Origin of the sequence: Oleidesulfovibrio alaskensis DSM 16109 (assembly GCF_000482745.1) — a bacterium.
GTDB lineage: Bacteria > Desulfobacterota > Desulfovibrionia > Desulfovibrionales > Desulfovibrionaceae > Oleidesulfovibrio > Oleidesulfovibrio alaskensis.
Genome location: NZ_KI519494.1, coordinates 233,910 through 257,124 on the forward strand (window position 1 = coordinate 233,910; position 23,215 = coordinate 257,124).

Annotated in this window: 18 protein-coding genes; 11 read left to right on the forward strand and 7 right to left on the reverse strand. The window is 57.0% G+C overall.

Annotation, left to right across the window (positions count from 1 at the left end):
- Positions 1-112: 112 nt before the first annotated feature.
- From H586_RS0113055 to H586_RS0113085, 7 genes are all read left to right on the forward strand, one after another.
- The gene (locus tag H586_RS0113055) at positions 113-1,069 is read left to right on the forward strand and encodes a lysylphosphatidylglycerol synthase transmembrane domain-containing protein (RefSeq protein ID WP_027182280.1); all 957 of its coding nucleotides are present in this window, start codon (positions 113-115) and stop codon (positions 1,067-1,069) included.
- 17 nt (positions 1,070-1,086) lie between these two features.
- Positions 1,087-1,818, forward strand: coding sequence for a class I SAM-dependent methyltransferase (locus H586_RS20230; RefSeq protein WP_027182281.1), 732 nt, complete (start codon positions 1,087-1,089; stop codon positions 1,816-1,818).
- Between the two features lie 5 nt (positions 1,819-1,823).
- The gene (gene asnB / locus H586_RS0113065) at positions 1,824-3,713 is read left to right on the forward strand and encodes an asparagine synthase (glutamine-hydrolyzing) (protein WP_027182282.1); all 1,890 of its coding nucleotides are present in this window, start codon (positions 1,824-1,826) and stop codon (positions 3,711-3,713) included.
- Positions 3,714-3,715: 2 nt separating this feature from the next.
- A complete protein-coding gene (locus H586_RS0113070; RefSeq protein WP_027182283.1) occupies positions 3,716-4,903 on the forward strand; it encodes a glycosyltransferase family 4 protein in 1,188 nt (395 codons plus the stop codon).
- Between the two features lie 19 nt (positions 4,904-4,922).
- Positions 4,923-6,452: an ArnT family glycosyltransferase gene (locus H586_RS0113075; RefSeq protein ID WP_027182284.1), complete on the forward strand. Its 1,530-nt coding sequence runs from the start codon at positions 4,923-4,925 to the stop codon at positions 6,450-6,452.
- A 136-nt stretch (positions 6,453-6,588) separates the two neighbouring features.
- Entirely contained in the window at positions 6,589-7,140 is a 552-nt protein-coding gene (locus tag H586_RS0113080; protein ID WP_011369041.1) for a hypothetical protein, read from the forward strand.
- Between the two features lie 107 nt (positions 7,141-7,247).
- The gene (locus H586_RS0113085; RefSeq protein WP_011369040.1) at positions 7,248-7,691 is read left to right on the forward strand and encodes a DsrE family protein; all 444 of its coding nucleotides are present in this window, start codon (positions 7,248-7,250) and stop codon (positions 7,689-7,691) included.
- A gap of 312 nt (positions 7,692-8,003) precedes the next feature.
- Here the strand turns inward: H586_RS0113085 and H586_RS19270 are convergent, their stop codons facing one another.
- Positions 8,004-9,140 carry a substrate-binding domain-containing protein gene (locus H586_RS19270; protein ID WP_081428192.1) on the reverse strand — a complete coding sequence of 379 codons (1,137 nt, stop codon included), beginning with the start codon at positions 9,138-9,140 and terminating at the stop codon, positions 8,004-8,006.
- Between the two features lie 338 nt (positions 9,141-9,478).
- On the opposite strand from H586_RS19270, the gene H586_RS0113100 reads away from it, so the two are divergent.
- Positions 9,479-10,318: an ABC transporter substrate-binding protein gene (locus tag H586_RS0113100; RefSeq protein ID WP_027182286.1), complete on the forward strand. Its 840-nt coding sequence runs from the start codon at positions 9,479-9,481 to the stop codon at positions 10,316-10,318.
- 335 nt (positions 10,319-10,653) lie between these two features.
- Here the strand turns inward: H586_RS0113100 and H586_RS0113110 are convergent, their stop codons facing one another.
- From H586_RS0113110 to H586_RS0113135, 6 genes are all read right to left on the reverse strand, one after another.
- Positions 10,654-12,084: a sensor domain-containing diguanylate cyclase gene (locus H586_RS0113110; RefSeq protein WP_011369037.1), complete on the reverse strand. Its 1,431-nt coding sequence runs from the start codon at positions 12,082-12,084 to the stop codon at positions 10,654-10,656.
- A gap of 213 nt (positions 12,085-12,297) precedes the next feature.
- A complete protein-coding gene (locus H586_RS0113115) occupies positions 12,298-12,972 on the reverse strand; it encodes a S1 family peptidase (protein ID WP_027182288.1) in 675 nt (224 codons plus the stop codon).
- 18 nt (positions 12,973-12,990) lie between these two features.
- A complete protein-coding gene (locus tag H586_RS0113120) occupies positions 12,991-13,896 on the reverse strand; it encodes a glycine betaine ABC transporter substrate-binding protein (protein WP_027182289.1) in 906 nt (301 codons plus the stop codon).
- 37 nt (positions 13,897-13,933) lie between these two features.
- The gene (locus tag H586_RS0113125) at positions 13,934-15,571 is read right to left on the reverse strand and encodes a BCCT family transporter (protein ID WP_011369034.1); all 1,638 of its coding nucleotides are present in this window, start codon (positions 15,569-15,571) and stop codon (positions 13,934-13,936) included.
- Between the two features lie 288 nt (positions 15,572-15,859).
- Positions 15,860-16,633 (reverse strand): sulfite exporter TauE/SafE family protein, encoded by a 774-nt coding sequence (locus H586_RS0113130; protein ID WP_027182290.1) that lies wholly within the window; start codon positions 16,631-16,633, stop codon positions 15,860-15,862.
- A 322-nt stretch (positions 16,634-16,955) separates the two neighbouring features.
- The gene (locus H586_RS0113135) at positions 16,956-17,927 is read right to left on the reverse strand and encodes a class I SAM-dependent methyltransferase (protein ID WP_027182291.1); all 972 of its coding nucleotides are present in this window, start codon (positions 17,925-17,927) and stop codon (positions 16,956-16,958) included.
- A 698-nt stretch (positions 17,928-18,625) separates the two neighbouring features.
- On the opposite strand from H586_RS0113135, the gene H586_RS0113145 reads away from it, so the two are divergent.
- The 3 genes from H586_RS0113145 (at position 18,626) to H586_RS19275 (ending at position 23,199) form a co-directional block, all read left to right on the forward strand.
- On the forward strand, positions 18,626-19,792 hold the full coding sequence (locus H586_RS0113145; RefSeq protein WP_034619287.1) for an amino acid permease: 1,167 nt from the start codon (positions 18,626-18,628) through the stop codon (positions 19,790-19,792).
- 190 nt (positions 19,793-19,982) lie between these two features.
- Positions 19,983-20,558, forward strand: coding sequence for a YceI family protein (locus H586_RS0113150; protein WP_011369029.1), 576 nt, complete (start codon positions 19,983-19,985; stop codon positions 20,556-20,558).
- A 478-nt stretch (positions 20,559-21,036) separates the two neighbouring features.
- Complete coding sequence (locus H586_RS19275) at positions 21,037-23,199, forward strand: methyl-accepting chemotaxis protein (protein WP_051364020.1); 2,163 nt, start codon at positions 21,037-21,039, stop codon at positions 23,197-23,199.
- The last annotated feature ends 16 nt before the right edge of the window (positions 23,200-23,215 follow it).

The window sequence follows — 23,215 nt, forward strand, 5'->3', positions numbered from 1 at the left end:
AGAAGGCCACTGCGCGTGTGCTGCTCCGTATGTTTTATGATGGCGCATGCGTACCGCAGCCTCCGGCTGCGCATTCAGAGAGTATATGGTCAAACATCTGTCCGGAAGCGGTATGAGTGATCGCAAAAAATGGCTGGTGCTGCTTCAGATTGCCGTGACAGCCGGGTTGCTGGCCTGGGTTTTTGCCGGTACTGACTGGCAGCCGCTGGCTGCATTGTTTAAAACCATTGATCCGGCACTGATGCTGGCCGTTTTTGTGCTGATCAACATCTGCTATCTGCTGCAGGGATGCAGACTGTTTCTGCTTCTGCCCAAAGAAAATCCCGGCGACGGGTCTGTCCGCTGCCGGGTCACTTTTTTTCCTTATCTGTATCACTTCTGGCGATCGACCTTTCACGATATTTACGTGCCGGGAAAGCTGGGCGGAGATATTGCACGCTTTGTCTATCTCCGGCGCATGGGGCTTGAAAGTTCGCGTCTGGTAGTGCCTTTTCTGGCCTTCCGGCTGCAGGGGCTGGCACTTTTGTGTTATGCCGCCCTGTTTATACTCGCCGAAGCTGTTTTTTCGTTTAACGCATGGTGGCTTGCGGCGGCAGCGCTGGCAGTTGTGCTTTGCTGCCGGTACGTTGCCGGTAAGCTGCTGATGCTGCCCGGCGTACTGCGTTTCTGTGCCCGCTTTCCTGTGCTGGATGCCGTGGTGCACAGTACCCGCGCTCTTTTGAGCGATCCTGTACGACTTGTGCTTACGTCGCTTATCTATATTATTTTTCTTGCCGTCACAGTGCTGATATACGGACTTGCGGCGCAGGCCATGAATATCGTTCTGCCGCCGGACAAGCTGCTTACAGGAGTGCCGGTACTCATGTTTGCGGCTATGGTGCCGGTAACCATACAAGGGCGGGGGCTGACGGAATTTCTGGCCGTGGCCATATGGGGCGGCACCATATCAAATGAACAGATAGTGGCCACATGCCTGTGCATCTTTGGCTGCACTCTTGCCATGCAGCTTTTGGCGGGCCTTTTCTGGGGGGGTAATGCCCTGCACAGCCGCGGATCTGCACCTTCTTAGCAAACCGAAGGGTTATTATGTCGAACGAATTTGATTCAGACCGTTATTCCACATACTGGGCCGAGGAATGGCTCGATGTGAAGCAGTACTCGCCTATCGGGCGGCATACCCGTCGCAAGATAATGCAGCTTCTTGCCAGATGTCCCGCTCCCGACACGTTCGCCGACTTCGGTTCCGGCGAGGGCAGTCTGTTGTCCATGGTGCACGCCAAATACCCTGCTGCACGGCTTTTCGGGTGCGACTTTGCCTCAGAATCCGTCAGACGCTGCCGGCAGCGTCTGCCTCAGGCAGAGATCGTGCTTAAAGACCTGACAGACCCGGAGCCACCGTTTGCCGGGCGTGTCTCTGTGGGCGTGTGTTCAGAAGTGCTTGAGCATATTGAAGATGATGCCCGTGCGCTGCACAACCTGGGCACATGGGCCGAGCATATTATCATCACCGTGCCCGGTGGAGAGCTGGATGAGTCATCGCGGGCTGTCGGGCATCTGCGGCATTATACCAAAGACTCTCTGCGGGGGCTTGCACGCCGCGCAGGGCTTGAGGTGCTCCACCTGGAAGAATGGGGATTCCCCTTCAGCTACCCGTGGTACGCACGGGTCAGAAACAAGGCCGGTTACGGGATGATGGTCGGCAGATACAGCATGCGCAAAAAACTGCTCTGCCATGCGTTGTATCTTCTCTTTTTCGGCAATGACCTTTTTTCTTCGGGCAACAAGCTGTTCATGCTGTGCCGCGGCAGTAAAGCGTAACGGCCATGTGCGGAATAGCAGGATATTGCGGCGCCTGTGGCGTTGCTGACACCACAGAAAAGGAACGTGCCGGACGTCTTGAGGCGCTGCTGGCCGGTATTGTCCATCGCGGTCCCGATGATGCGGGCATTACCTGTGCGCATAATGTGGCCATAGGCATGCGGCGGCTTTCCATCATCGACCTTGCTGGCGGGCATCAGCCCATGTTGTCCGGAGACGGCCGCTATGCGCTGGTGTTCAACGGCGAAATATACAACTTCAGAGAACTGCGCAGCGAACTGGCGGAGGCGGGATACTCATTCGCCACGGACAGTGACAGCGAAGTACTGCTCAAGGGGTATATGGCGTGGGGCAGGGGGGTTCTTGACCGGCTTGACGGCATGTTCGCCTTTGCCGTGCATGACAGACATGCCGGTACAGTGTTTCTGGCGCGTGATCATCTGGGTATCAAGCCGCTGTATTACATCCATTTGGGCGGGGTGTTTGCTTTCTGTTCCGAACCTGCTCCGCTTCTGGAACTGCCGCAGGTCCGCCGCAGGCTTGACCACGACGCGCTGGCAGCGTTTCTGAGCTTTAAGTATGTGCCCGCACCGGATACGTTTATCAAGGATATCAAAAAGCTCGCAGCAGGCCACACGCTTGAGTATTCGCCGCGCGGCGACATGTTGCGCACGGAGCGTTACTGGCAGCTGCAGGGCCGCGAAGGCAGCAGTGATGCGGGTGAACTGGCTGAAAGACTGACCCGTGCGGTTGACAGCCAGATGGTCAGCGATGTGCCGCTGGGGGTTTTTCTGAGCGGCGGCATAGACAGCGGGCTGCTGACATGGGCCGCCGCAGGGCAGGGCGGAGAACATTTCACGGGCGGCTATACCGTAGCCTTTGACGAGACAGGCCGTAAAAAAGGCCTGTGCGCGGGCGGTTCATTTGATGAAAGCCGTCTGGCCGCCCTGAGTGCCGCGCATCTGGGTGTGCCTCTTTCCAGCACTACGCTTGCAAGTCCGGCACAGGCGACACTGGATGACTGGATACGGCGGTTTCAGGAGCCGTTTGCCAATACCAGCATACCGGCCAATTTTTTGCTGTGCCAGTGGGTTGCCCGGCACGTCAAAGTCGCCCTGAACGGTTCAGGTGCCGATGAGCTTTTCGGCGGGTATGACAGGTACTACGCCGTGCATCCTCCGGCAGCCCTGCGCGCCCTGCACTGTGCGGCGCCGCTGCTGCGGCGTGTGGCGGACATGCTGCCGGTAGGGGGCGGAAAGAACTCTCTGGTGCACCGTGCCAGACGCTATCTGGCAGGCTGTGCACTTGCCCCCGCGCAAAAACATGCCGGCAGCATCAGACTGTTTACCGATACCCAGCTTGCAGCCATTGCTCCCGGTGTTGTGCCGGCGACTTTTGTACAGGATGCTTTTGCCGGTGCGCCTCAGGGCAGCCTGCTGTACAAGGCCACATGGACAGATATGCAGACCATGCTGCCGGACGACTATCTGACTCTGGTGGACAGAACCAGCATGGCGGCTTCGCTGGAAGTACGTGTACCGTTTCTTGCCAGGGATTTTGTGCAGTACGCCTTTTCATTGCCGCCGGCCGCAAAGATTGCGGGGTGGAAAAAGAAAACCGCCCTGCGTGCGCTTGCCGCAAAGCACCTGCCCGAAGACATTGCACGCCAGCCTAAAATGGGGTTTGAATCGCCGGTGGGCCGGTGGTTCCGTGACGGGCTGGGTGAGGCACTGTGCCGGCAGCTGGCGCAAAGCCCGCTGCAGAATATTATATCGGTACGGGGGGTGCAGGCGCTGGCACAAAGCCACAGCGCCGGTCAGGTGGACGCAGCCAAGCCGCTTCTGGCTTTGTACACCCTTGTGCGCTGGATGGATATGTACAGGGTGGAACTTTAGCCATGCAGATCAGCTTCATATCACACGAATATCCCCCTGTGAGCGGCGGCGGGTCCACGGCCCTGCACGAGTATGCCTCGGGGCTTGCCGCCCGCGGTCATGCGGTGCAGGTGGTAACCGTAGGCACCGGAGCTCATGACACCGTCGACACAGAGGACGGCGTGCAGGTTGTGCGTCTGGCTGCCGGCAGAAAAAGCCTTCTGGCTCCTTCCAAGGCGGAGCTGATACGTTCCTGCGCCGCGTTACGGCTCAAGTCCATGCCGCATTTAAGACGGCATGAACCGGAAGTTCTGGTGGCTTTCTTTGCTTTCCCTGCCGGTTTTCTGGCAGCCCCGCTGGCTGCAAAGCTGAATATACCTCTGGTCGTTTCGCTGCGCGGCTCTGATGTTCCCGGATTTTCCGCAAAACGCCTCGGCGTGTTCGGTCCGCTGCTGCCGTATCTTTTCCGTCGGGCCACACGGCATGCTGCTGCTGTGGTGCCCAACGGGCGGCGGCTGGCAGACATGGCCGCACCGTATCTGCATACGGGGTCCCGGGTGCGGGTTATACCCAACGGAGTAGACACCCTGCGTTTTGCTCCGCAGGGTGCGGAGCACGGCAGCATGGGCGGCCCGTTACGGGTGCTTTTTGTGGGGCAGATGATTGCCAGAAAGCAGTGTCTGGTGCTGGCGCAGGCGCTGCATGAGGTGGCGGCGCGTGGCGTGCCCCTGCAGGTCAGTTTTGCCGGTTCCGGGCCTCTGGAGCAGGATATCCGCAGGATCGTTTCTTCTCTGGACCCTGTTGTCGGTGTGACGTTTACCGGCCATGTACCGCGCAATGCCATTGCAGACCTGTACGGCGCACATGATGTGCTGGTGCATCTGTCGCAGGCTGAAGGTGTTTCCAATGTCCTGATGGAGGCGCTGAGCAGCGGGCTGTGTCTTGTGGCCGCGGATACCGCCGCGGACGCCGCCATTGACGGAGTGCCCCGGCAGGCGCCCGCTGAAGACGGCGGTATCATACTGCTGCCCGTGGACTGCGGTCCTGCCGTTCTCGGGGCGACCCTTGCCGGACTGGCCTGCAACCGCTCACTGGTGGAGGAGCAGCAGCGCCTTGCACGCCGGACAGCTTTGAAAAACAGCTGGCAGGTCCGGGTCGGCGAGCTGGAAGACCTGCTCACCGGCAGTATTGCCGGTTGTCAGGCATCTTAGGGAACTCATGGAGACAACGATGGCTGCTTTTCTTCCTCGCCATGCCGACGGGCGGCAGGTTTTTTTTACGGGCCTGCTGATTGCTCTGGGCGCTGTGCTGTATCACTGCATTCTGGTGCAGCCCATCGACCACGGGGGCGACGCACTTTTCAAGTGGCAGGTGCACAGGCAGATGCTTGCTCTGGGCGCCATTCCGCCGCAGTTTTATGAAAATCCGGCCCATATGCTGCGCTGGGCCAGCAATCTTCCGGTTCTGGGCGTGCAATGGCTTTTTGATTCGCATCCCAGTTCGTATTTTTTGTGTCCTGTACTTATCGCGGCAGGCAATGCCGTGTGGTGTTTTGTGCTGGGGCGCAGACTGGGCGGTCAGGCTGCGGGCATTCTGACGGCGCTGGCCTTTACCGCTGCGCAGACAACACTGCACTGGGGTACGCAGTTTCTGCCCATGAGCACCGCTACATTTTTTATGCTGGGGGCGTTGTGGTTCCTGCTGCGGTGGATGGAACGGGAACACTATTCTGACCTGCTGGCGTGCAGCGTGATGTTTTTTGTTTCCTACGGCGCAAAGGTTACAGCAATCTATTATGTGCCGGCCATATGCATTCTGCTGGTGTACCATGTGCGCTCAAAGGGAAACAGCTTCAGGGACGCTGTGCCGCATGTAGGTACTTTTCTCGGAGTCCTTGTTCTGCTTTTCTGCATTGAAACAGTTCTGATAAGCAGCTTTACGTCAATTTCCGGCGGACGCTTTGCCGGCATTCTGGCAGGGCATAATCCGTCTGTATGGGACAAGGATATTTTTGCGGCACAGGATGCCAGATGGTATGATCCGCTTATCGGAATATACAGGGACTGGCGGCCCTCATCAAAATCGCTCTTGCAATACATCGGCAATTTTTTTGTGTATACGCGTCATCCGGGCAAAACCCAGAGTATTACGTATTACGCGGCATTCATTCTTTGCGTGTATGCGTTGCGGACCCGCAAAAAAACGTATTATCCGGCTGTTGCCATATATCTGTCGGGTTTTTTTGCCAGTGCCTACGCCATAGTGTCGGTTTTTCCCTTTGTGCGTCCCGAGCGGGTACTGTTCCGCTACCACACTATTTTTTACACACTCGGCCAGATGATGGTAATCAGCTTTCTGCTGCATACGCGTTTCCCTCTGATTGCCAGATATTGCAAGTGGTTTAAGGATAGTTATGTCCGGCCGCTCAGGGTCGTGCTGCTTCTGGCTTTTTTTGCCCCTTTGGCGGTTGAAGCCGTAAAATACTTTCCGGTTCCCAACAGCATCATAGCCGCTGCGGATGCGTACGACACAGTACAGCAAGCACGCGGCGAAGGGCGCGATGTATTTATTCCGGTACATAAGTGGCCGGAAAGAACAGAAAAGCTGCAATGGAAGTATGTGGCGTTTTACAGCGACCTGAAGCGGGTTCCACCTCCGTATTCTGAAGAGACTCCGCATATTGTTGTCAACGGGCAGCGTTATTTTCGTGTGGAAGAAGGTACAACCCGCGAAAATCCCATACTTCTTGATCATTACTGACCATAACTGCCGGTGACGGCTGTCTGCCGCCGCCGGTAACGGGGCATTTCCGGATACCTCATCTGTCCGGCACCGTGTACATGCTTCCCCCGGCCATCAACCGGGGGCTTTTTTTCTCTTTTTTACAGGACATTATATGAAACGTATCGCTTTTATCATGCTCTGCCTTTTGGCCCTTGGCTGCACTGCTGCGAAAAACAGGCATGACTCCGGAATGATAATAACGCCTGCAGAACTTGCAGAGATGAACGGGGCACAAGTTGAAAATGCTCTCATCAACGGACACCCTGCAAATTATTTCACGCTTGCCGCCAAGCTGTTTTCGGAAGGAAATAAGCAGGAAGGAGTGAAATGGTTTTATGTGGGTCAGATCCGCTACAGAGCGTATCTGCAGGCCAATCCTTCGTTGGACCCTTCCGGTGATCCGGCCCTGTTCTCGTCGCTGATGTATACGGTGGGAACGCCCCTGAACGGGTATATCGGCGGCGACACCGATGCATGGATGGCCACCATCGACAGTGCCGTGCAATGGCATGACGGACATCCTGACAACTTCCTTGATAAAGATAAAAATCAGGCGGTGTATGCAGCTGTCTTGTCTGGTCTGGACAGTCTGAAGCAATATATTGCCGACAATAAGGATGCCATCCGCAAGGAACGTGAGGCCAACGGTCTGGAAAACCGCTGACCGCAGGCATGCGGAAGAAGCGGCGCGCGGATAATCATGGCGGCAGGTGAAAGGCCGGGTAGTATACCGGAATAGCCGATAATTTCACCGGAACAGAGGAGAAAACCATGAAGAACCGCTGTTGTGTTGCCATTTTGGTGCTGTTATGTGTGTTTCTGGCCGGTATTGCTCCTGCAGGAGCGGATGACGGGGACATACAGCGCGTCGTGACAAGTGTGACTACGGATGACGTAAACCGCGCAGCCATGGCCATTGCCTTTACCAGAGGCATCATGCAGGAAAAACAGGTGGAAGGGATTTTGTTTTTCAATGTATATGGTGTGAATCTGGTTAATGCGGGCAAGGATTCGCCTGTGTACGGCAATGGAAAAACCGTGGCGCAGATGCTCAGAGAGTTTATGGACGCCGGCGGTGTGGTCATGGCGTGCCCCATGTGCATGCAGCATGTGGGCGGCATGACATCCGCAGATCTGATACAGGGAGTCAGCGCGGTGAAAGGCGGCGGAGTCAAGGCCGTATCCGGTCCCCGCACACTGGCGCTTTCTTACTAGCCGTATCCTCCGGTATGGGCAGGCCCCGTGTGCCGGATTATACGTTAAAACATGTCAGGTATCAGGCAGGCGGCACCTCGTGCGCCTGCCTTTTTTTATGCGGGGGAGGCCGCAGGAGTACTGTACAACCGTTGCGGCAGCCTGATTGCTGCCGAAGGGGAGTCCCCGCTGGTGCGCACAGCCTCAGGCGTGACACAGTGCCGTGCAGTGGCTGCGCGCATGGGTACGTGCCGGTAAAAGCGCACCAGATTCACCGGCGGCAGCCTTCGGCTGTCACGCCTGCAACGCTGTCTGCAGGCGGACCGCGCAGGCCTACTGTGAAGGCACGGCGGCCGTATTGCTTTCAGTAAGGTGACCGGTGCCGGAATCATCCCACCCAGAGTAGCGGAAGGCTCTTTTTTTCAGGTACTCAAGGGTGTCGTGTCCGATGTCTTTGCGGACAAGGACAAATTCGCCGGAAAAAATGACAGGTATTTCATGCGGACGGCCTTCAAGGTCCAGTCGTATGGCTTCCGCCATGGCCACACCGTTATCGTCGTTCATCCGCATCACGGTCACATCCAGTTTCCCCGCCAGCAGGGCTTGCAGCTCCGCACTGCCTCCTCCCCAGCCGTTAAGCAGTACCTTACCCTGCATGCCCGTCTGCTCCATGGCTTCTGCCGCTCCCAGCGCCGTGTCTGTGGCGCAGGCATATATCAGGTCGACATCCTGCGAAGAAAGTATGTCCAGTGTCGCCTGCCTTGCCTTTGCGCGTATGCCGTCGGTGTAATAGGTACCGGCAAGCTTCCAGTGGGGGTGAACGAATGCTTTAAAGGTGTCACCGCGCATGGTGCTGACATAGCCCTGCGAAAAGTACAGCATGGCATAGGTGCCGCCCTGCGGGCGGTTCAGCATGAAGTGGTCTGCCAGCAGCCGTGTGCCGCTGATGTGGTCGAAACCTGCGTACAGCAGTGGCTGCCTGTCTTCCCAGCTGCGTAGCGGAGTCGTGATGTTCTGCAGTATTATCTTGGGTCTGCCGCGTTCAAGTACCTGCTCTATCATTTTTTTGTGCCGCCCCACATCAAGGGTGAAGACAAGATAGTCCGGGTCGGCCTGCAGTGCTTCGCGCAGTTGCTGTTCCTGCAGGCGTACATCCAGTGTGGGGCGAGAACGGAATTCAAGCAGTTCATAGCGCAGCCCCAGCTCGTCCATGCGTGCTTTGAAAGAAGCGGCGCTGCGTTGCCAGTAGTCGGAAGCCTGAACTCCCGGATGAATGAAGGCAATGCGTATGTGTGGCAGATTGCGCGTAACAGGGGTGGCACCACCGCGCACCAGTGTCTGAAAGCGCATCATGGTGCGCAGTTGAGCGGGGTGTTTTTTCTGATATTCTTCGACGGTATAATATTCTTCTGCAGAAAGCTGCGTCGCCTGAACCGCGGGGGCAACGGACAGTACAGCCCAAAAAAGCATCGGAAAAAACGCCGTTGCGTGTAGAAAAAAAGTGCTGGTGAAACGCATGAGCCATCTCCGGTGCTGCGTTGTCTGCAGTGGGCCGGCCGCCGTGAAGTCTGACCGGAATTGTTTGTAAAATATGTTTAGTTACAGGATATTATATCTTGTTGCATGGGGTTTTTGCCGGGTGAAATGGGGTACAGACCGTATTGTAGAAAGACTGTGCGGCAGGGGCCATTATAGACATCGTGTACATAGTGTTGTTATTTTCAGTATCTTTAAGTTTTTTTAAGCATGTATATTGACCGGACGTTTTTTTTCTGCTTTCTCCAAGGAAAAAACCGATGGAGGATGACATGAAGAAACTTGCTGTGACCTTGGCGCTCGTGTTGTGCCTGCCCGTGATTGCCCTTGCCGCGGACTGTACAGCTGTTTACGGCGACGGATCCACCACGCTGAAGCTGGCGACGGGAAGCCCGGGAGAGCTGGGCCTGCTGGAAGAACTGGCAGGTGCGTTCAATGCGGAGCATGACACTACGCTGTGCTGGGTGAAGGCCGGTTCCGGCAAGTCACTCAAGTTGCTTCATGAAGGCGACGTTGATCTGGTGATGGTGCACGCGCCCGCAGCAGAGAAAAAAGCCGTGCAGGAGGGCTGGGCCGGTGAACGTACGCTCATAGGCTCCAATGAATTTTATATTGTGGGGCCGGAAAATGACCCTGCAGATATCGCTTCGGCTGCTTCAGCGGCAGATGCCTATGCACGCATTGCTTCGGCACAGGCGCTTTTCTTTTCGCGTGGTGACAATTCCGGAACCCATAAAAAAGAACTGGCCATCTGGAAGCAGGCAGGAGTCGCCCCGCAGGGGGCATGGTACACCGTAACAGGTGACTTCATGCAGGCCACGCTGCTCAGAGCCGATGCCGAAAAAGGGTATTTCATGACCGATTCGTCCACATGGGTGGCCACCAAAAAAGAGGTCCATAATCTCAAGGTGCTGTTCAGGGGCGATATCTTTCTGGTGAATACCTATCACGCCCTGCTGGGAACAAAGGGGCACAATGCCGCACTGGCAGACAGCTTTATCAAGATGCTGGGCAGTGACAAAGGGCAGCAGATGGTACGTGACTACGGAAAAGATCTGTACGGCGAAGGCATGTACAATGACGCGGAATACGCTGCGCAGTATGACCATTAACAGATAATGCCGCCGCGGCGGTGACGGCGCCGGCAGTTCTGTACGGAGCAGGCGTCATTGCACGGATGCTGGCGGAAGAACGGATACCGCAGGCGGCGGTAACACAGGGTGCATCGCCGGACGCTTCAGAGCGTCCGGCGTTTTTGTTGCGCGTACATGGGCTGGCGGATTGTTACCGGCCGCATAACGGGCTGCGGGCAGCGGGAACGCATGCGCGGTGCCGTGCAGGGGCAGAACCTGCAGCCGGCGGTCTCTGCCGGCAGACCGGGATGGACGGCATCCGGTTGTGTCCGCCTGCATCCTCTGCCCGTGACGGGCGGCACATGTCAGCCTGTTTACAAATCTTCCGCTGCCATGACGCAGTCGCCGCCCCGTGCTTTTGCCTGATACATGGCGTTGTCGGCCCTTCGGGTCAGGGAGGTCAGGTCGTCGCTGTCGCGGTAGGCCGCCACACCGGAACTGAACCCCACAGGAATGTCGGGAGCGGCGCATACTGCGGCGGATATGCGCCGTGCCAGCGCCCGGGCGCTTTCTTCATTTCCGTCCAGCAGGATGATGAATTCGTCTCCGCCCCAGCGGGCCAGAAGATCGGTGGGGCGCAGCCTGCCGCGTATGACGCGGGCCATGGATGCCAGTACTTCGTCACCGGCAAGATGCCCCAGCCTGTCGTTTACTTCCTTGAAACCGTCCAGATCGATGATCAGTATGGAGAAGGGGATTCCGTCGCGCGACGCCCTGTATGCGGCCAGGTCAAAGCGTTCCTCCAGCTCGCGGCGGTTGGCTGCTCCTGTCAGCGGGTCTGTTCTGGCAAGATGCTCTATGCGTGCCTGATATTTGTTAACCGCCAGCACGCACAGGGCCAGTATGACAAGTGTGGAGACAAACCCCATGGCCAGCGTGCGCATGAAGTTGCCTCTGGCCGTGCGCAGGGCTGTCATTTCATCCTGCACCACCAGCAGATGCCATTTGAATTCCGGGATATAGCGCGACGTAAGCAGGTAATGTCTGCCGCCGGCGTCGTACTGCAGGCTGACTGCATCGCCCTGACCTGCCAGTATGTCCGGCGCAATGTCACGCAGCCCGTCCATTTCGGTTATGTAGGCTTTTTCCACCAGTGACGTGTCCGGATGTATCTGTATCAACCCGTCCTGATCGATGAGGAAGGCCTGACGCAGATACGTGCGCTGTGCTTCATCCAGCAGCTCCAGAGCCTTATCCAGCGCTATGCCTGCCCCGGTAACGCCCAGCAGCCTGCCGCGGTCGTCTTCAAGGCGGAAGTTTACAAACACGGTCATGGTGTTGCCGGCAGCCTGATTGACGTCGATATCAAGGTCGTATGGCTCTTTGTACCGTGTGAATGCGTAGAACCACACATCATGCGGATCGCGCGGACCGATTTTTTTCAGAATGCCGTCCGGTGTGTAATAGCGGTCGGTTACCGCCGAAACGAAAAAGGTGCTTAAAAATCCATATTCCTTTTTGATTCTGGAAAGATACCGGCGCACTGCGTCCTCATTCTGTTCGCCTCCGGTCACCCAGTCGCGCAAAAAGGTGTCGTTGGCCATGGCCGAAGACACCAGAAGGGGACGCATGAGCGCACTGTGAATTTCGGAATAAATGTTTTTGCCGGTCAGCGGCAGGGCGGAGCGGAGCAGATCGTCACGCACTGCATTGCGGGTGACAACATAGTTGATGATGCTTGTCGCCAGAAAAACTGTAATGAGAATGGCCGCCAGTGCGGAGATGAGACGTGTTTTGAGCTGCATTGTCTGTTCCGCGACGCGGAGCCGCCGTAGGGGTGCAGAGGATGATGATGCGTGTGCCTGCGCCGGAAACAGCGCCTGACAGGGGCCTGCCCGCGGCAGCGGGAAAATGTGCCGCACGAAAATATCTTAGTTGCACAGGTGCTGCGGGTCAACGCTTTGTGCAGGCAGATAAAATACCAAGCCCGCCTGTCCGGGCGGGCTCGGGGAATGTTATCAGATGGGTTCCAGCCCTTCTTTTTCCAGCAGCGGAACCGCGTATTCGATGGATACCGCATATGAAAAGCTTGTCGGCATGGGTTCTGTGCCGTCCACAACGGGAGTTGCTTCCAGCGGGTCAAACCTGCCGCTGACAATGCCTATGACGCGCAGGTCGTCCAGCCCCACCAGCGGGCCGCCTTTTGATCCGCCGTGTACTCTGCTGTCAAACAGAAACATGTTTGTTTCGTTTGTTGACCGCATTTTGGCGCAGATGACAGCCTGCTGCAGCACCTGCGTGTAAATGCACTGAAAGCCGAAAGCAAAACCCAGACTGGCAACGCCGTTGCCTTCCGAAACATTTTCGGGAACGCCGATGACATGGTCGGGCATGGTTATTTCCACAGGGTCGGTGAAGGCCAGCAGGGCCATGTCCCGTTCTTTGTCCATCCGGGCAAGCCGCACGGGAATGGCGGCCAGCGCCTCGCTGCTTACCGGATGAAACCCCGCCTCGGCAGGGGCGGGTACAACCATGAGCGTATCGTCGGGGCTGATGGCATGCGCCACGGTAAGCAGATAGCCCTGCGGGTGAATGACAAAAGCGGAAGCCAGAAAAACAAGCCGGTTTCTGCTGTCGGTTTTAAAAAGCTTCATGCAGCCGTTACGATAGCGCATATGAACATCTTGAAGCATATATGATATTCTCCGTGGTTACGGTTGTTCGGCCAGCCAGCGGGTAACCTTTTCGGGATGCGTGCGAATCCAGCGGAGCGCTTTTTCGTAGGGGAAAAGCCCTTCGTCGTCCTGAATCCACAGCATCAGCTGGCCCATGTCTTCGGGAGACCAGTAAAATGCGTCCAGCAGGCGGAATACCGCCTGATTCTCTTCGGCCAGACCCTTGCGGGTCATGGTATGTATGCTGCCGCTTTCAGAAAAAACGCCTTCGGGGTCTTCCAGAAACTCCAGATTCCAGCGTGCGAACGCCCAGTGCGGCAGCCAGCCGGTAAATACGACCCACTCCTGATGCCGTACGGCGTGCGAAAGCTCCGCCATCATGGCCACTTCGCTGCCGGACTCCAGCCAGAAGCTGTCCCTCAGCCCGTAGACATCAAGAGCCCGTTCCGCCTTTTCCATCACACCGGCATCGGGTTCTATGCCGATGATGCGGTGACGGTAACGCTGGGCATCTTTACGCAGTGCGGGTATGGATGCGGTGGTCACATACGGCCTGTTGCGCAGCCCCGTACCGGCTGTAAATCTGCCTGCCGTTACCCGCGGAACCACCAGTCCCGTGCGGGTGCCTTCCAGATTGGGGCCCAGGTCGTCCAGCATACCGGCGTATCTGGCGCGGTAGGCGGAGTGTGTGTGCGGCAGCCATGCGGAAAGCATGGCGTCCGCCTCGCCGGCGGCCACCATGCGCCACATTTCTCCGGCGCCGGCAGCCACCAGCGTGCAGGGAATCCCCAGTTTTTCCTGAATGAGCGCCTTCATCAGATTGGCACTGGCTATGGAGGACGACCATTGCGCATATGCTATGGTCACGGGTTTTTCAGCCGCGCGGACAGGGCCGGCTGCCAGAATAAGCACCGCTGCGACAAAAACGATAACTCTGCGCATGATGGTTCTCCTTGTCAGGCTGAGGAAACAGGGGCTGCTACCAGAACTTGCGCCTCCCGAAGGTTCTGTCCAGTACAGGTTTGCGCTTCACCCGGAAGCGTACCTGCTGCTTGGGAATACCCAGCGTAAATTCCTGCGGGCCGGAGTATTCTTTGAGCCCTTTGTGCAGTGAATAGCACATGCCGAGCAGGATGACCGCAAAAGGCAGCCCCGTGGTGATGGTGGCTGTCTGCAGCGCCACCAGTCCGCCGCCCATCAGCAGCACCGCGGCCACAACGCCTTCGAGCAACGCCCAGAAAAGGCGTGAAAGAACAGGCGGGTTGGGGTCTCCGCCCGAAGTTATGATGTCAATGACCATGGAGCCGGAGTCGGAAGAGGTCACAAAGAAGGTTATGACCACCACGATGCCCAGAAAGCAGGTGACAGAGCTGAGCGGGAAGTTTTCCAGCATGACGAAAAGGGATACCGGCAGGTTTTCCTGCACGGCGGTGGCAATGCCGCCTGCCCCGAACATTTCGATGTTCAGTGCTGTGTTGCCGAAGATGGTGATCCACAGAAACGTGATGAACGTGGGTACCAGCATGACTCCCATGATGAATTCGCGGATGGTGCGCCCGAAAGATACCCGGGCGATGAACATGCCTACAAAAGGTGACCAGGCGATCCACCAGGCCCAGTAAAAAATGGTCCAGCCGTGCTGCCATTCGGTATGTTCATATGTCTCGTTCCATGTGGAAAGCTGCGGCAGAAACTGAATGTAATAGCCTATGTTTTCCAGTGTGGCGTTAAGGATGAAAAGCGTGGGACCGAGAAAAAGCACAAACAGCGCCAGCATGCCGGCAAGAACGATGTTGATCTCACTCAGCCGGCGGATGCCTTTGTCAAGACCCGCGACGACACTCCATGTGGCAACAGCGGTGATGGCCGCAATAAGAATGACCTGAATGCCCGTGGACTGTCCGATACCCCACAGATGGTCCAGTCCCGCATTGACCTGCTTGACTCCCAGACCCAGCGACGTGGCCACCCCGAACAGGGTTGCCACCGTGGCCATGATATCGATGGCGTTGCCCACAGGGCCGTAAATCCGCTCGCCCAGCACGGGGTAGAATGCGGTCCGGATGGAAAGGGGCAGACCTTTGTTGAATGAAAAAAAGGCCAGCGACAGGGCGACAACGCTATACACAGCCCACGGATGCAGGCCCCAGTGCAGAAACGTGATGTCCATGGCTTTGCGGGCGGCTTCCGTTGTTCCCGGTTCTGTCAGCGGATTGGCAACATAGTGGAACATGGGTTCTGCCACTCCGTAAAACAGCAGGCCGATGCCCATGCCAGCGGAAAACAGCATGGCAAACCACGCCATGGTGGAAAATTCTGGCTCGGCATCGGGACCGCCCAGTCGGATGTCTCCGTAGCGGCTGACAGTAAGCAGCAGAACAAACAGCAGTACAATGTTCATCGTGGCGATGAAGAACCAGCCCGTGTAGGTGGACATGTAGGACTGCATCGTCTGGAATACGTCGCCAAGAAAATGCTGGAAAACTAAGGTGATGCCGACGAAGAGGAAGATAAGCCCCGCGGAGCCGAAAAAGACCCACGGATGTACTTCCAGATGAAACCAGCTCGGTTTCGTATCTGCTTCAGGAGTGGAGTTTTTGTTGCTTTGTTCGTTCACAGTCTCATCCTTGTGTAGGGGGCGGCCGTCCGGCACGCTCCGTTCAGCACGGAGCGCATCCTGCCCGGCGTAAACCGGAATAAGCCGGTACGTATCCCGTCACGCAGTTGCGGTTGCGAAAACGACTATCCCCCGAAATGTTTTTGGTGGTTTTTAGGCCAAAAATAATACGTCAAAGCAGGCCTGCCGTCAAAGCTGCGGCCGGATAATTGTCAAACCATCCGGTGAGGCATGACGGACCGTAAGAGAAACAATCAGGTGCAGGGCAAAAAAGCTGTGCCGTGATGCTTAGATATTGCGGATAATGAGTATGATTGCGCTTAACGCGGAAACAAGGAATACCACCGGCCGGGTGTAGCCCGCGTCGCACAGTGCCGCGGCACGGCGCGAGGCCAGATAGCCCAGTGCCACAGCGGGAGCCAGCATCAGCGCTACTGTCAGTTCGCGTTGGCCTATTTTACCCACATAGGCCAGTGCCGCCTGAGCCATGATAATGGAAATGAGACCTACAAACGCCAGCGTGCCGCGCAGCCTCGGTCCCGGCTCGTTCTGAAGAGCCAGTGCCAGCGGCGGCAGGCCGACACCGCTCACCGTGCCCATGAATCCGCCCACCAGACCGGCGGAGAGCAGAGTGGCTTTGCCCTGCGGCACCGGCAGCCCCGAAGCGCTCATGCCGACAGCAGCCAGAATGAGCGCGCTGAGCAGCAGGGCTGTTTCCCGCTGCGGCAGACTGCTGATGAGAGCTGCGGCGACAACGGTTCCTATAAGGTAACCGCCTATGGTCCCTCTGACACTGGGCATGCTTACATGTCTGCGGCCGCTATAGGCCATCAGTGCCGTGATGATGCTGACCAGCAGCACAACAGGACCGGGAAGAAACACCGGGTCGATGATGTTGAGCAGAGGGCCGATGAGCAGAGCCAGACCGAATCCGGCGACTCCCTGTGCGAAAGCGCCGAAAAACACAATGATAAACGCAAGCCCGAGGCTTGAGAGTGAAAGTCCTGTTTCAAGCATGGAATAATGAAAAAAGGCTAGATGTGAGTGTGTTGTATCCATCATTGCCGCCCGTGCCGTGATGAGAAAGCACGGGACGCTTTTGCAGTACGGTCAAGCCGTCCGCGGTACGATGTTGCGCAGCGTGGCGGCTTCCTTCCGGTCTGCGGCAGGCGGGAAGAAGGCCGTGCCACCTTCAATGGTATGGTTGGACATGAAATGAAATGTGTCAATTCATAATTCGCCCATGCGGGGCGTAAGCATGGTGAACCAGCCTGAACGGGATGAAAAACACGAAGATGCAGCATGCATTGCACGGAGCGCTGTTCTGAGTTTGCTGTTTTTGCCGTCGGTGCAGCTCGGTTTTTCTATCTGCTGGTTGAGTGTACTACGGTGCTATCCCGTCTTTTTTCTGTCCGATGCACAGCCCTACTGATTCATTGATGTTGTCAAGTGAACCGGAGAGTATTGTCAGGTTTTCGGACAGAAATTGAAGCGTTTCTGTCCGTTCTTTGACACCGCCCGGTGTGTCCAGTTCTGTCGCCTCACCGGAGAGAATATAATCAAAAACAAAAATGCCGCCCGGCGCCAGATGGTCCAGCAGATGTCTGGCAATGGTCAGGGGTTTGTGCAGGTGCTCAAAAACAGTGGTGATGACAATGAAGTCGTAGACTTTTCCGTCCTCAAGCGGCTGATCGAATTTTTCGGGAGAGATTACCGGCATGTCGGTGACGGCGTCGTCCCGCATGTATAAATGGCGCGCATAATGGAAAGGAAAGTTGGCGATATCCGTAAGTGTCCATGATACTGGGATATGGTTATAATAGTTTTTCCATGTGCGGTAGTACGGAGCGAGTGAGCAGCCGAATTCAAGAGCGCGCATGCCCGCAGACAGGTGCCTGAAGGCTTTGTAGGCGCGTATGGGGCGCAATGCGAGCCCGTAAACGTAAGAAAATGTGGAGTATATGTTGTGCGGCTTCTGCCAGTTGGCAAGGTGCAGGTCAGGACTGTCCCATCGGTAATCCGCAGGATTCTGGACTTTCAGCCTGTATGCGTGACGCAGGGCGTGAAAATCGGCAATATAAAGGGGACGGCCGTTAAGGGCATTGCGCCAGTAGTCCTCAAAGTCCGTGAACCATTTTTTTACAAAACCGCACATGACAAGCGGTTCCATGTACCGGGTCTTTTGCAGCAGTGCTGTCGTAAAAAAAGACAGCTTGTTGCGCAGAAAGGATTTTCGGACAGTGTTCTTTTTGGCCGACTTATATGCTTCATCCTGTCTGCTGTAAGCTGCAGGAAGATTTATTCTGAGGTCGTCATAGCCGTTGCCGCCCGGCAGCCAGTCCTGTTCATCTGACATGAGGTTTCCTTTACTGAAAATTGCCGGCTTGAGGCCGGAACAGCTTTAACGCCGCTGTTGCAAAAGAGGCGCAGCAGAATTTTATACTATTCTGCATTACAATATATCAAGCGGTAGTGTGTGTAAATGGTGATTGATTATGGATTGTTGAGGTTGTACGGCATGCGCTGCCCCGCCGGATGCATGCAGTCTTGACCGGTCCGGTATCAGCTGAAAAGGCCCGCGTGCGGCCGCACATGCTGCCGTAAATGCCGTCAGCACCGGGAGTGCTTCCGGGCTTTTGTGATATATGACACTTGTCTGCGGCGGCGCTTGCTGCTTTTTTTTGTCGCTGCGTAGCCGCAAATGTCGAAAAGGCTATTGACGCAACTTGACGCCGCGCTGACCCCGCATGTACTGTGCGTCCACTGTGAAGGGGACGGCGCGGCAATGCGGTGCCGCGTCTCTGCCTGCCGCTACGGAAAGCAGGCCCGGCCGCGTGACGGCGCCGGGCATACCGCCGGTCAGCACCGGCGTTTTTTTCGTGCGGCGGTACGCACGGCACACCGCACCGCGCAGGCGTATGCGTCTGTTTTTTCTGTGTCGTTCTCCCCTTGTTCCGTATCTGCTTTTATCCGGGGCACAAGCGGGCAGCGTGGGTGCCACGCCGCCTGCCTGCCTCCGTGCGGCCATGCCGCATGAAACAAGGGGTGTGATCAATGTTGGATTCCAGACATTCCGGCGCGGCCTGTATTGTGGCGGGCACCGCCATAGGGGCGGGCATGCTGGGGCTGCCCATGGTTATCGGTCCCATGGGCTTTCTGCCGGGAACATTGCTTATGGCCGTGGTATGGGCCATGGCGCTTTTTTCCGCGCTGCTTCTGCTTGAAGTGAATCTGAAAATAGGCGCCGGAAAAAATTTCAATAATATGGCCCGCGAAGTGCTGGGCCGCGGCGGGCAGATAGTGGCCACGGGCAGCATGGCTTTTTTGCTGTATGCGCTGCTGGTAGCCTATCTGACCGGTGTGGGCGGTCTTGTGGCACGTACCGGCGGCGCGCTGGGCATGGCCGTCACTCCGCAGGCCGGCAGTCTGCTTTTTGCAGTGGCCGGCGGTGTGGTGGTGCTTATCGGCACGGCGCTTGTGGTCAGAGTCAATAAAGCGCTTTTCTACGGTATGCTTGTGGCCATGGTTGTGGCTTTTGCCAGCCTTGTGCCGGGGGTGGATGTGGCGAACCTGACCACGGCGGCCCCCCGCGAAAAGCTGGTACTGGCCTGCCTGCCCGTGCTGTTTACGTCTTTCGGGTTTCATACGGGCATACCGAGCATCGTCCGTTTTTTGCGCAGCGATGCCCGCAGCCTGCGAAGAGTCATTCTGGTGGGTACGGCGTTGCCCGTCATCTGTTACTTTCTGTGGCTTATGGTGTCGCTGGGAGGTATGCCCGCTGCGGACATCAGCCGTATGGGCGGTAATGTGGACACGCTTGTTTCCGCCCTTGCCGGCAGTTCGGCATGGCTCGGATCGGTACTGTCCGCTTTTGCCGCTCTGGCGCTGATCACATCGTTTCTCGGGGTGGCGCTGGCACTGTTTGACCTTCTGGCCGAAACATTCCGGCTTAGCGATTCTGTGCTGCACCGGACGGTTACGGCAGTGCTGGTGTTTGCCCCGCCGGTGACTGCCGCGCTATTGTCGCCGGGCAGATTCATTCAGGCACTGGCCCATGCGGGCGCCGCGTTGACCATCCTTGCGGTGTTTCTGCCCTGTGCCATGGCATGGAAGCTGCGGCGCGACAAAGTGCAGGCGTCCTATCAGGTGGCGGGCGGTACCGCCGCGCTTGTGGTGACCTCTGCTTTCGGTTTGCTGGTGGTTTCGGCAAGCTATCTGTAAGTTTCCTGCTATGCCGGTCCAAGGCTCCGCACGATGTGCGGAGCCTTTTGTTTTGCACAGTGAGCACTACCGGCTGAATTTTTCACGCGCGTTGACGTTGCGGCGCTGTCTGCTTATGTAGACTGGACATCCCCGCGGCCGCTTTGCCGGCCCGAACGCAAGACTGGTCCGTGTGACCGGGAGGTGCATTATGAAACGTCTTCTGCTTGCTCTGCTGTTGGTGCTTGTTGCGTCCTCTGCGCAGGCCGCTGTGTGGAAGGTGGATACAGATCATTCCGCCGTGCATTTCAGCATACAGCATATGATGATAGCGCAGGTGCGCGGCGCGTTTCACGACATCAGCGGTTCTGTGACGTTCGACGGCGCAGTGCCGTCCGCCTTTGACATCACTGTAGAAGTGGACAGCCTTGATACCGGCGTGGACAAACGGGACGATCATCTGGAAAGCGCCGACTTTTTCGACGAGCAGCGTTTTCCGCTGATCCGTTTTGTAAGCACGGCGGTCACTCCTTCCGGCGAGGGGTACGAGGTGACCGGCAATCTGACCCTTAAGGGAGTGACCAGACCCGTGACGTTCATGCTGGGGGGGCTGGACAGAAGCATTACCGACCCGTGGGGCAATGTGCGCAGGGGCGGGGTGGCAACATTGACCATTGACAGGCGCGATTATGACGTGCGCTGGAATGCTCCGCTGGACGGCGGCGGGCTGCTGATAGGCAATGATGTTGATATCATTGTTGATTTTGAAGTGCTTGAGCCGCGCTGACGTCAGCATTCTTTTGTGAAGATATCGGGCAGCCCCCACGGGGGGCTGCTTTTTTTTGTGCCGCCGTCTGCCGGCTGCTGAAGCAGAACAGCCGCGGTATTGTAACATTCTGCGGTTATATCATGCGCGGTGTATCTGCTCCGCGCAGCGTTCTTCCGGCTGATGCTGAAATACTGTTGTCTATTTCGGGATATGTTTTTCTGTGTGCGCGCGGGCTGCGTTGCATTGCTCAGGTGTCAGGTCATGGATTGTTTTCTCTTCAGGCAGAGCCGGTCCGTTATTTATTTCCTGCACCGGATGGGCATTTTTTGCTTGCATGTATATACTTGCTTACTGTTATAACATAAGCCGCAGGCAATATGAAAATGCATGCAGTGGTCAGGTTTTCTGCCGACAGTCTGCAACTGGCGCGGTGCATGGTTGCAGATGGCACATTATGGCGGTTTCCGGCCGCCGTTTTACAGACGGGGGAGCAATAATGCTTAAGAATCTTGGACTGACATGGAAGATCATGATCATACTGGTCGTGGTCGTTCCGGCAATGCTCGGTCTGACACTGTACATGACAGGGTCTTTTACCGAGCATATGGAGCGGACAGCCCGTGAACAGAGCCTGGAAACGGCTTACAGGTATGCGGGAAAAATTGATGCCGACATGAGTCTGGCCATGCATTCGGCCAGAGCGTTTGCCCGGCTTGCGGAAAGTATGATGGGGCACGAAGGGCGCCCCACGCGTGAAGCGCTGCGTGACAGCATGGAAAACTTTCTGCGCGACCATACCAACCTGCTGGGTATGTTCGCAACGTTCGAGCCGGATGTCTTTGACGGCATGGACAGCATGTACCGCGGGGCCACATATCACAACAAGGACGGCCGGTTCGTGCCGTGGGTTCACTATGAGGGCGGCGTCATAAAGACCATTCCCAGCGTGGGGTATGATGTGGATGACGCAGACGGTGCATGGTATCATCTGCCGCGCAAAACCGGCAAAGAAATCATAATGGAGCCGTGGGCCTACGAAATAGGCGGCGAGTTTGTCATGATGGTGGACATGCTGGTACCCCTGCGCAGGAACGGGCGGTTTGCCGGTGTGGTCGGTATTGACTATCCGATGGGCACCATCGATGAATTCGTGAAAGACATTAAAATGTTCGATACCGGTTATGCTTTTCTGCTTTCCGCCACGGGCACGTACGTGGCGCATCCGCAGAACCAGCTGGTGACTGACAAGGCGAATATATTCAGCCAGCCGCAGACAGAAGCCGAGCTGCGCGCCGGTCTCAAGCGGGTGCAGCAGGGCGAGGATTTTTCCATCACCGTTGAGCGTGACGGTAAACGTCACCTGCTTACTTTTGTACCCATTTTCATAGGCCGGGCCGACACGCCGTTTATTCTGGGTCTTGACGTACCCGTGGCCGAGGTGCTGGCCGCAGCGTACGGCATGCGTAATAACGCGCTGATGATCGGCGGTGTGACGGCAGTCTTCATTCTGTTGATCATTCTGTACATATCGCGGGTTATCAGCAGACCCATTCAGGAAACCGTGCGTGCGGTGGAGGGGATAGCCTCGGGCAACCTCGGTACGCGGCTGCCTGCGGATTCGAAAGATGAAGTGGGACGCATGCAGGCTTCGGTTAATCATATGGCCGAAGAACTGGCGCGCAACATGGGTGAAATCAAGACGCAGCAGGCAGCTGCCGAAGAAAAGACGCGTGTGGCGGAACAGGCCATGCAGGATGCGCAGGAGGCCCGCAGGCAGGCGGAGGAAGCACGTCGGGAAGGCATGCTGATGGCCGCCGGCCGTCTGGAGCAGATTGTGGCGCATCTTTCCAGTGCTTCGGAAGAAATCTCGGCTCAGTCCAATGAAATACGGCATGGTTCCGAGATTCAGCGGGACCGCATAGCCTCTACGGCCACGGCCATGGAGGAAATGAATGCCACGGTGCTTGAGGTGGCCAGAAACGCCGGTGAAACAGCGGACCAGACCAATGCCTCGCGCGCCAGCGCACTGGAAGGGGCGCAGGTGGTCACAGAATCTGTGGCAGCCATGAACAGTATCAAGACCAATGCCGATGCCCTGAAGGAAAACATGGCGGCACTGGGCACGCAGGCCCAGTCCATCGGGGCCATTATGACGGTCATCGAGGATATAGCCGACCAGACCAATCTGCTGGCGCTGAACGCAGCCATCGAAGCCGCCCGTGCCGGTGACGCCGGACGGGGTTTCGCCGTGGTGGCCGACGAAGTGCGCAAGCTGGCGGAGAAAACCATGGGCGCCACCAAGGAGGTCGGCCAGTCCATCAAGGCTATTCAGCAGGCCGCGCGGCAGAATATGGAAGCCATGGAAGCCACGGTGGAACGCATCGGTCATGCCACCACGCTGTCACAGCGTTCAGGTGAGGTGCTGCATGCCATTGTCGCCGCAGTGGAACAGTCAGCCGACAGGGTGCAGAGCATTGCCACGGCAGCCGAACAGCAGTCGGCAACGTCCGAGGAGATAAACAGCGCGGTCGAGGAAATAAACCAGATAACACTGGACACCGCGCAGGCTGTGAACGAAGCGGCCATTGCCGCTGAAGAGCTGGCCCGTCAGGCACAGGAGCTCAGTGCCATCATCGACGACATGAAAAATCAGGGATAAGCCGCAGGCTGCGGTG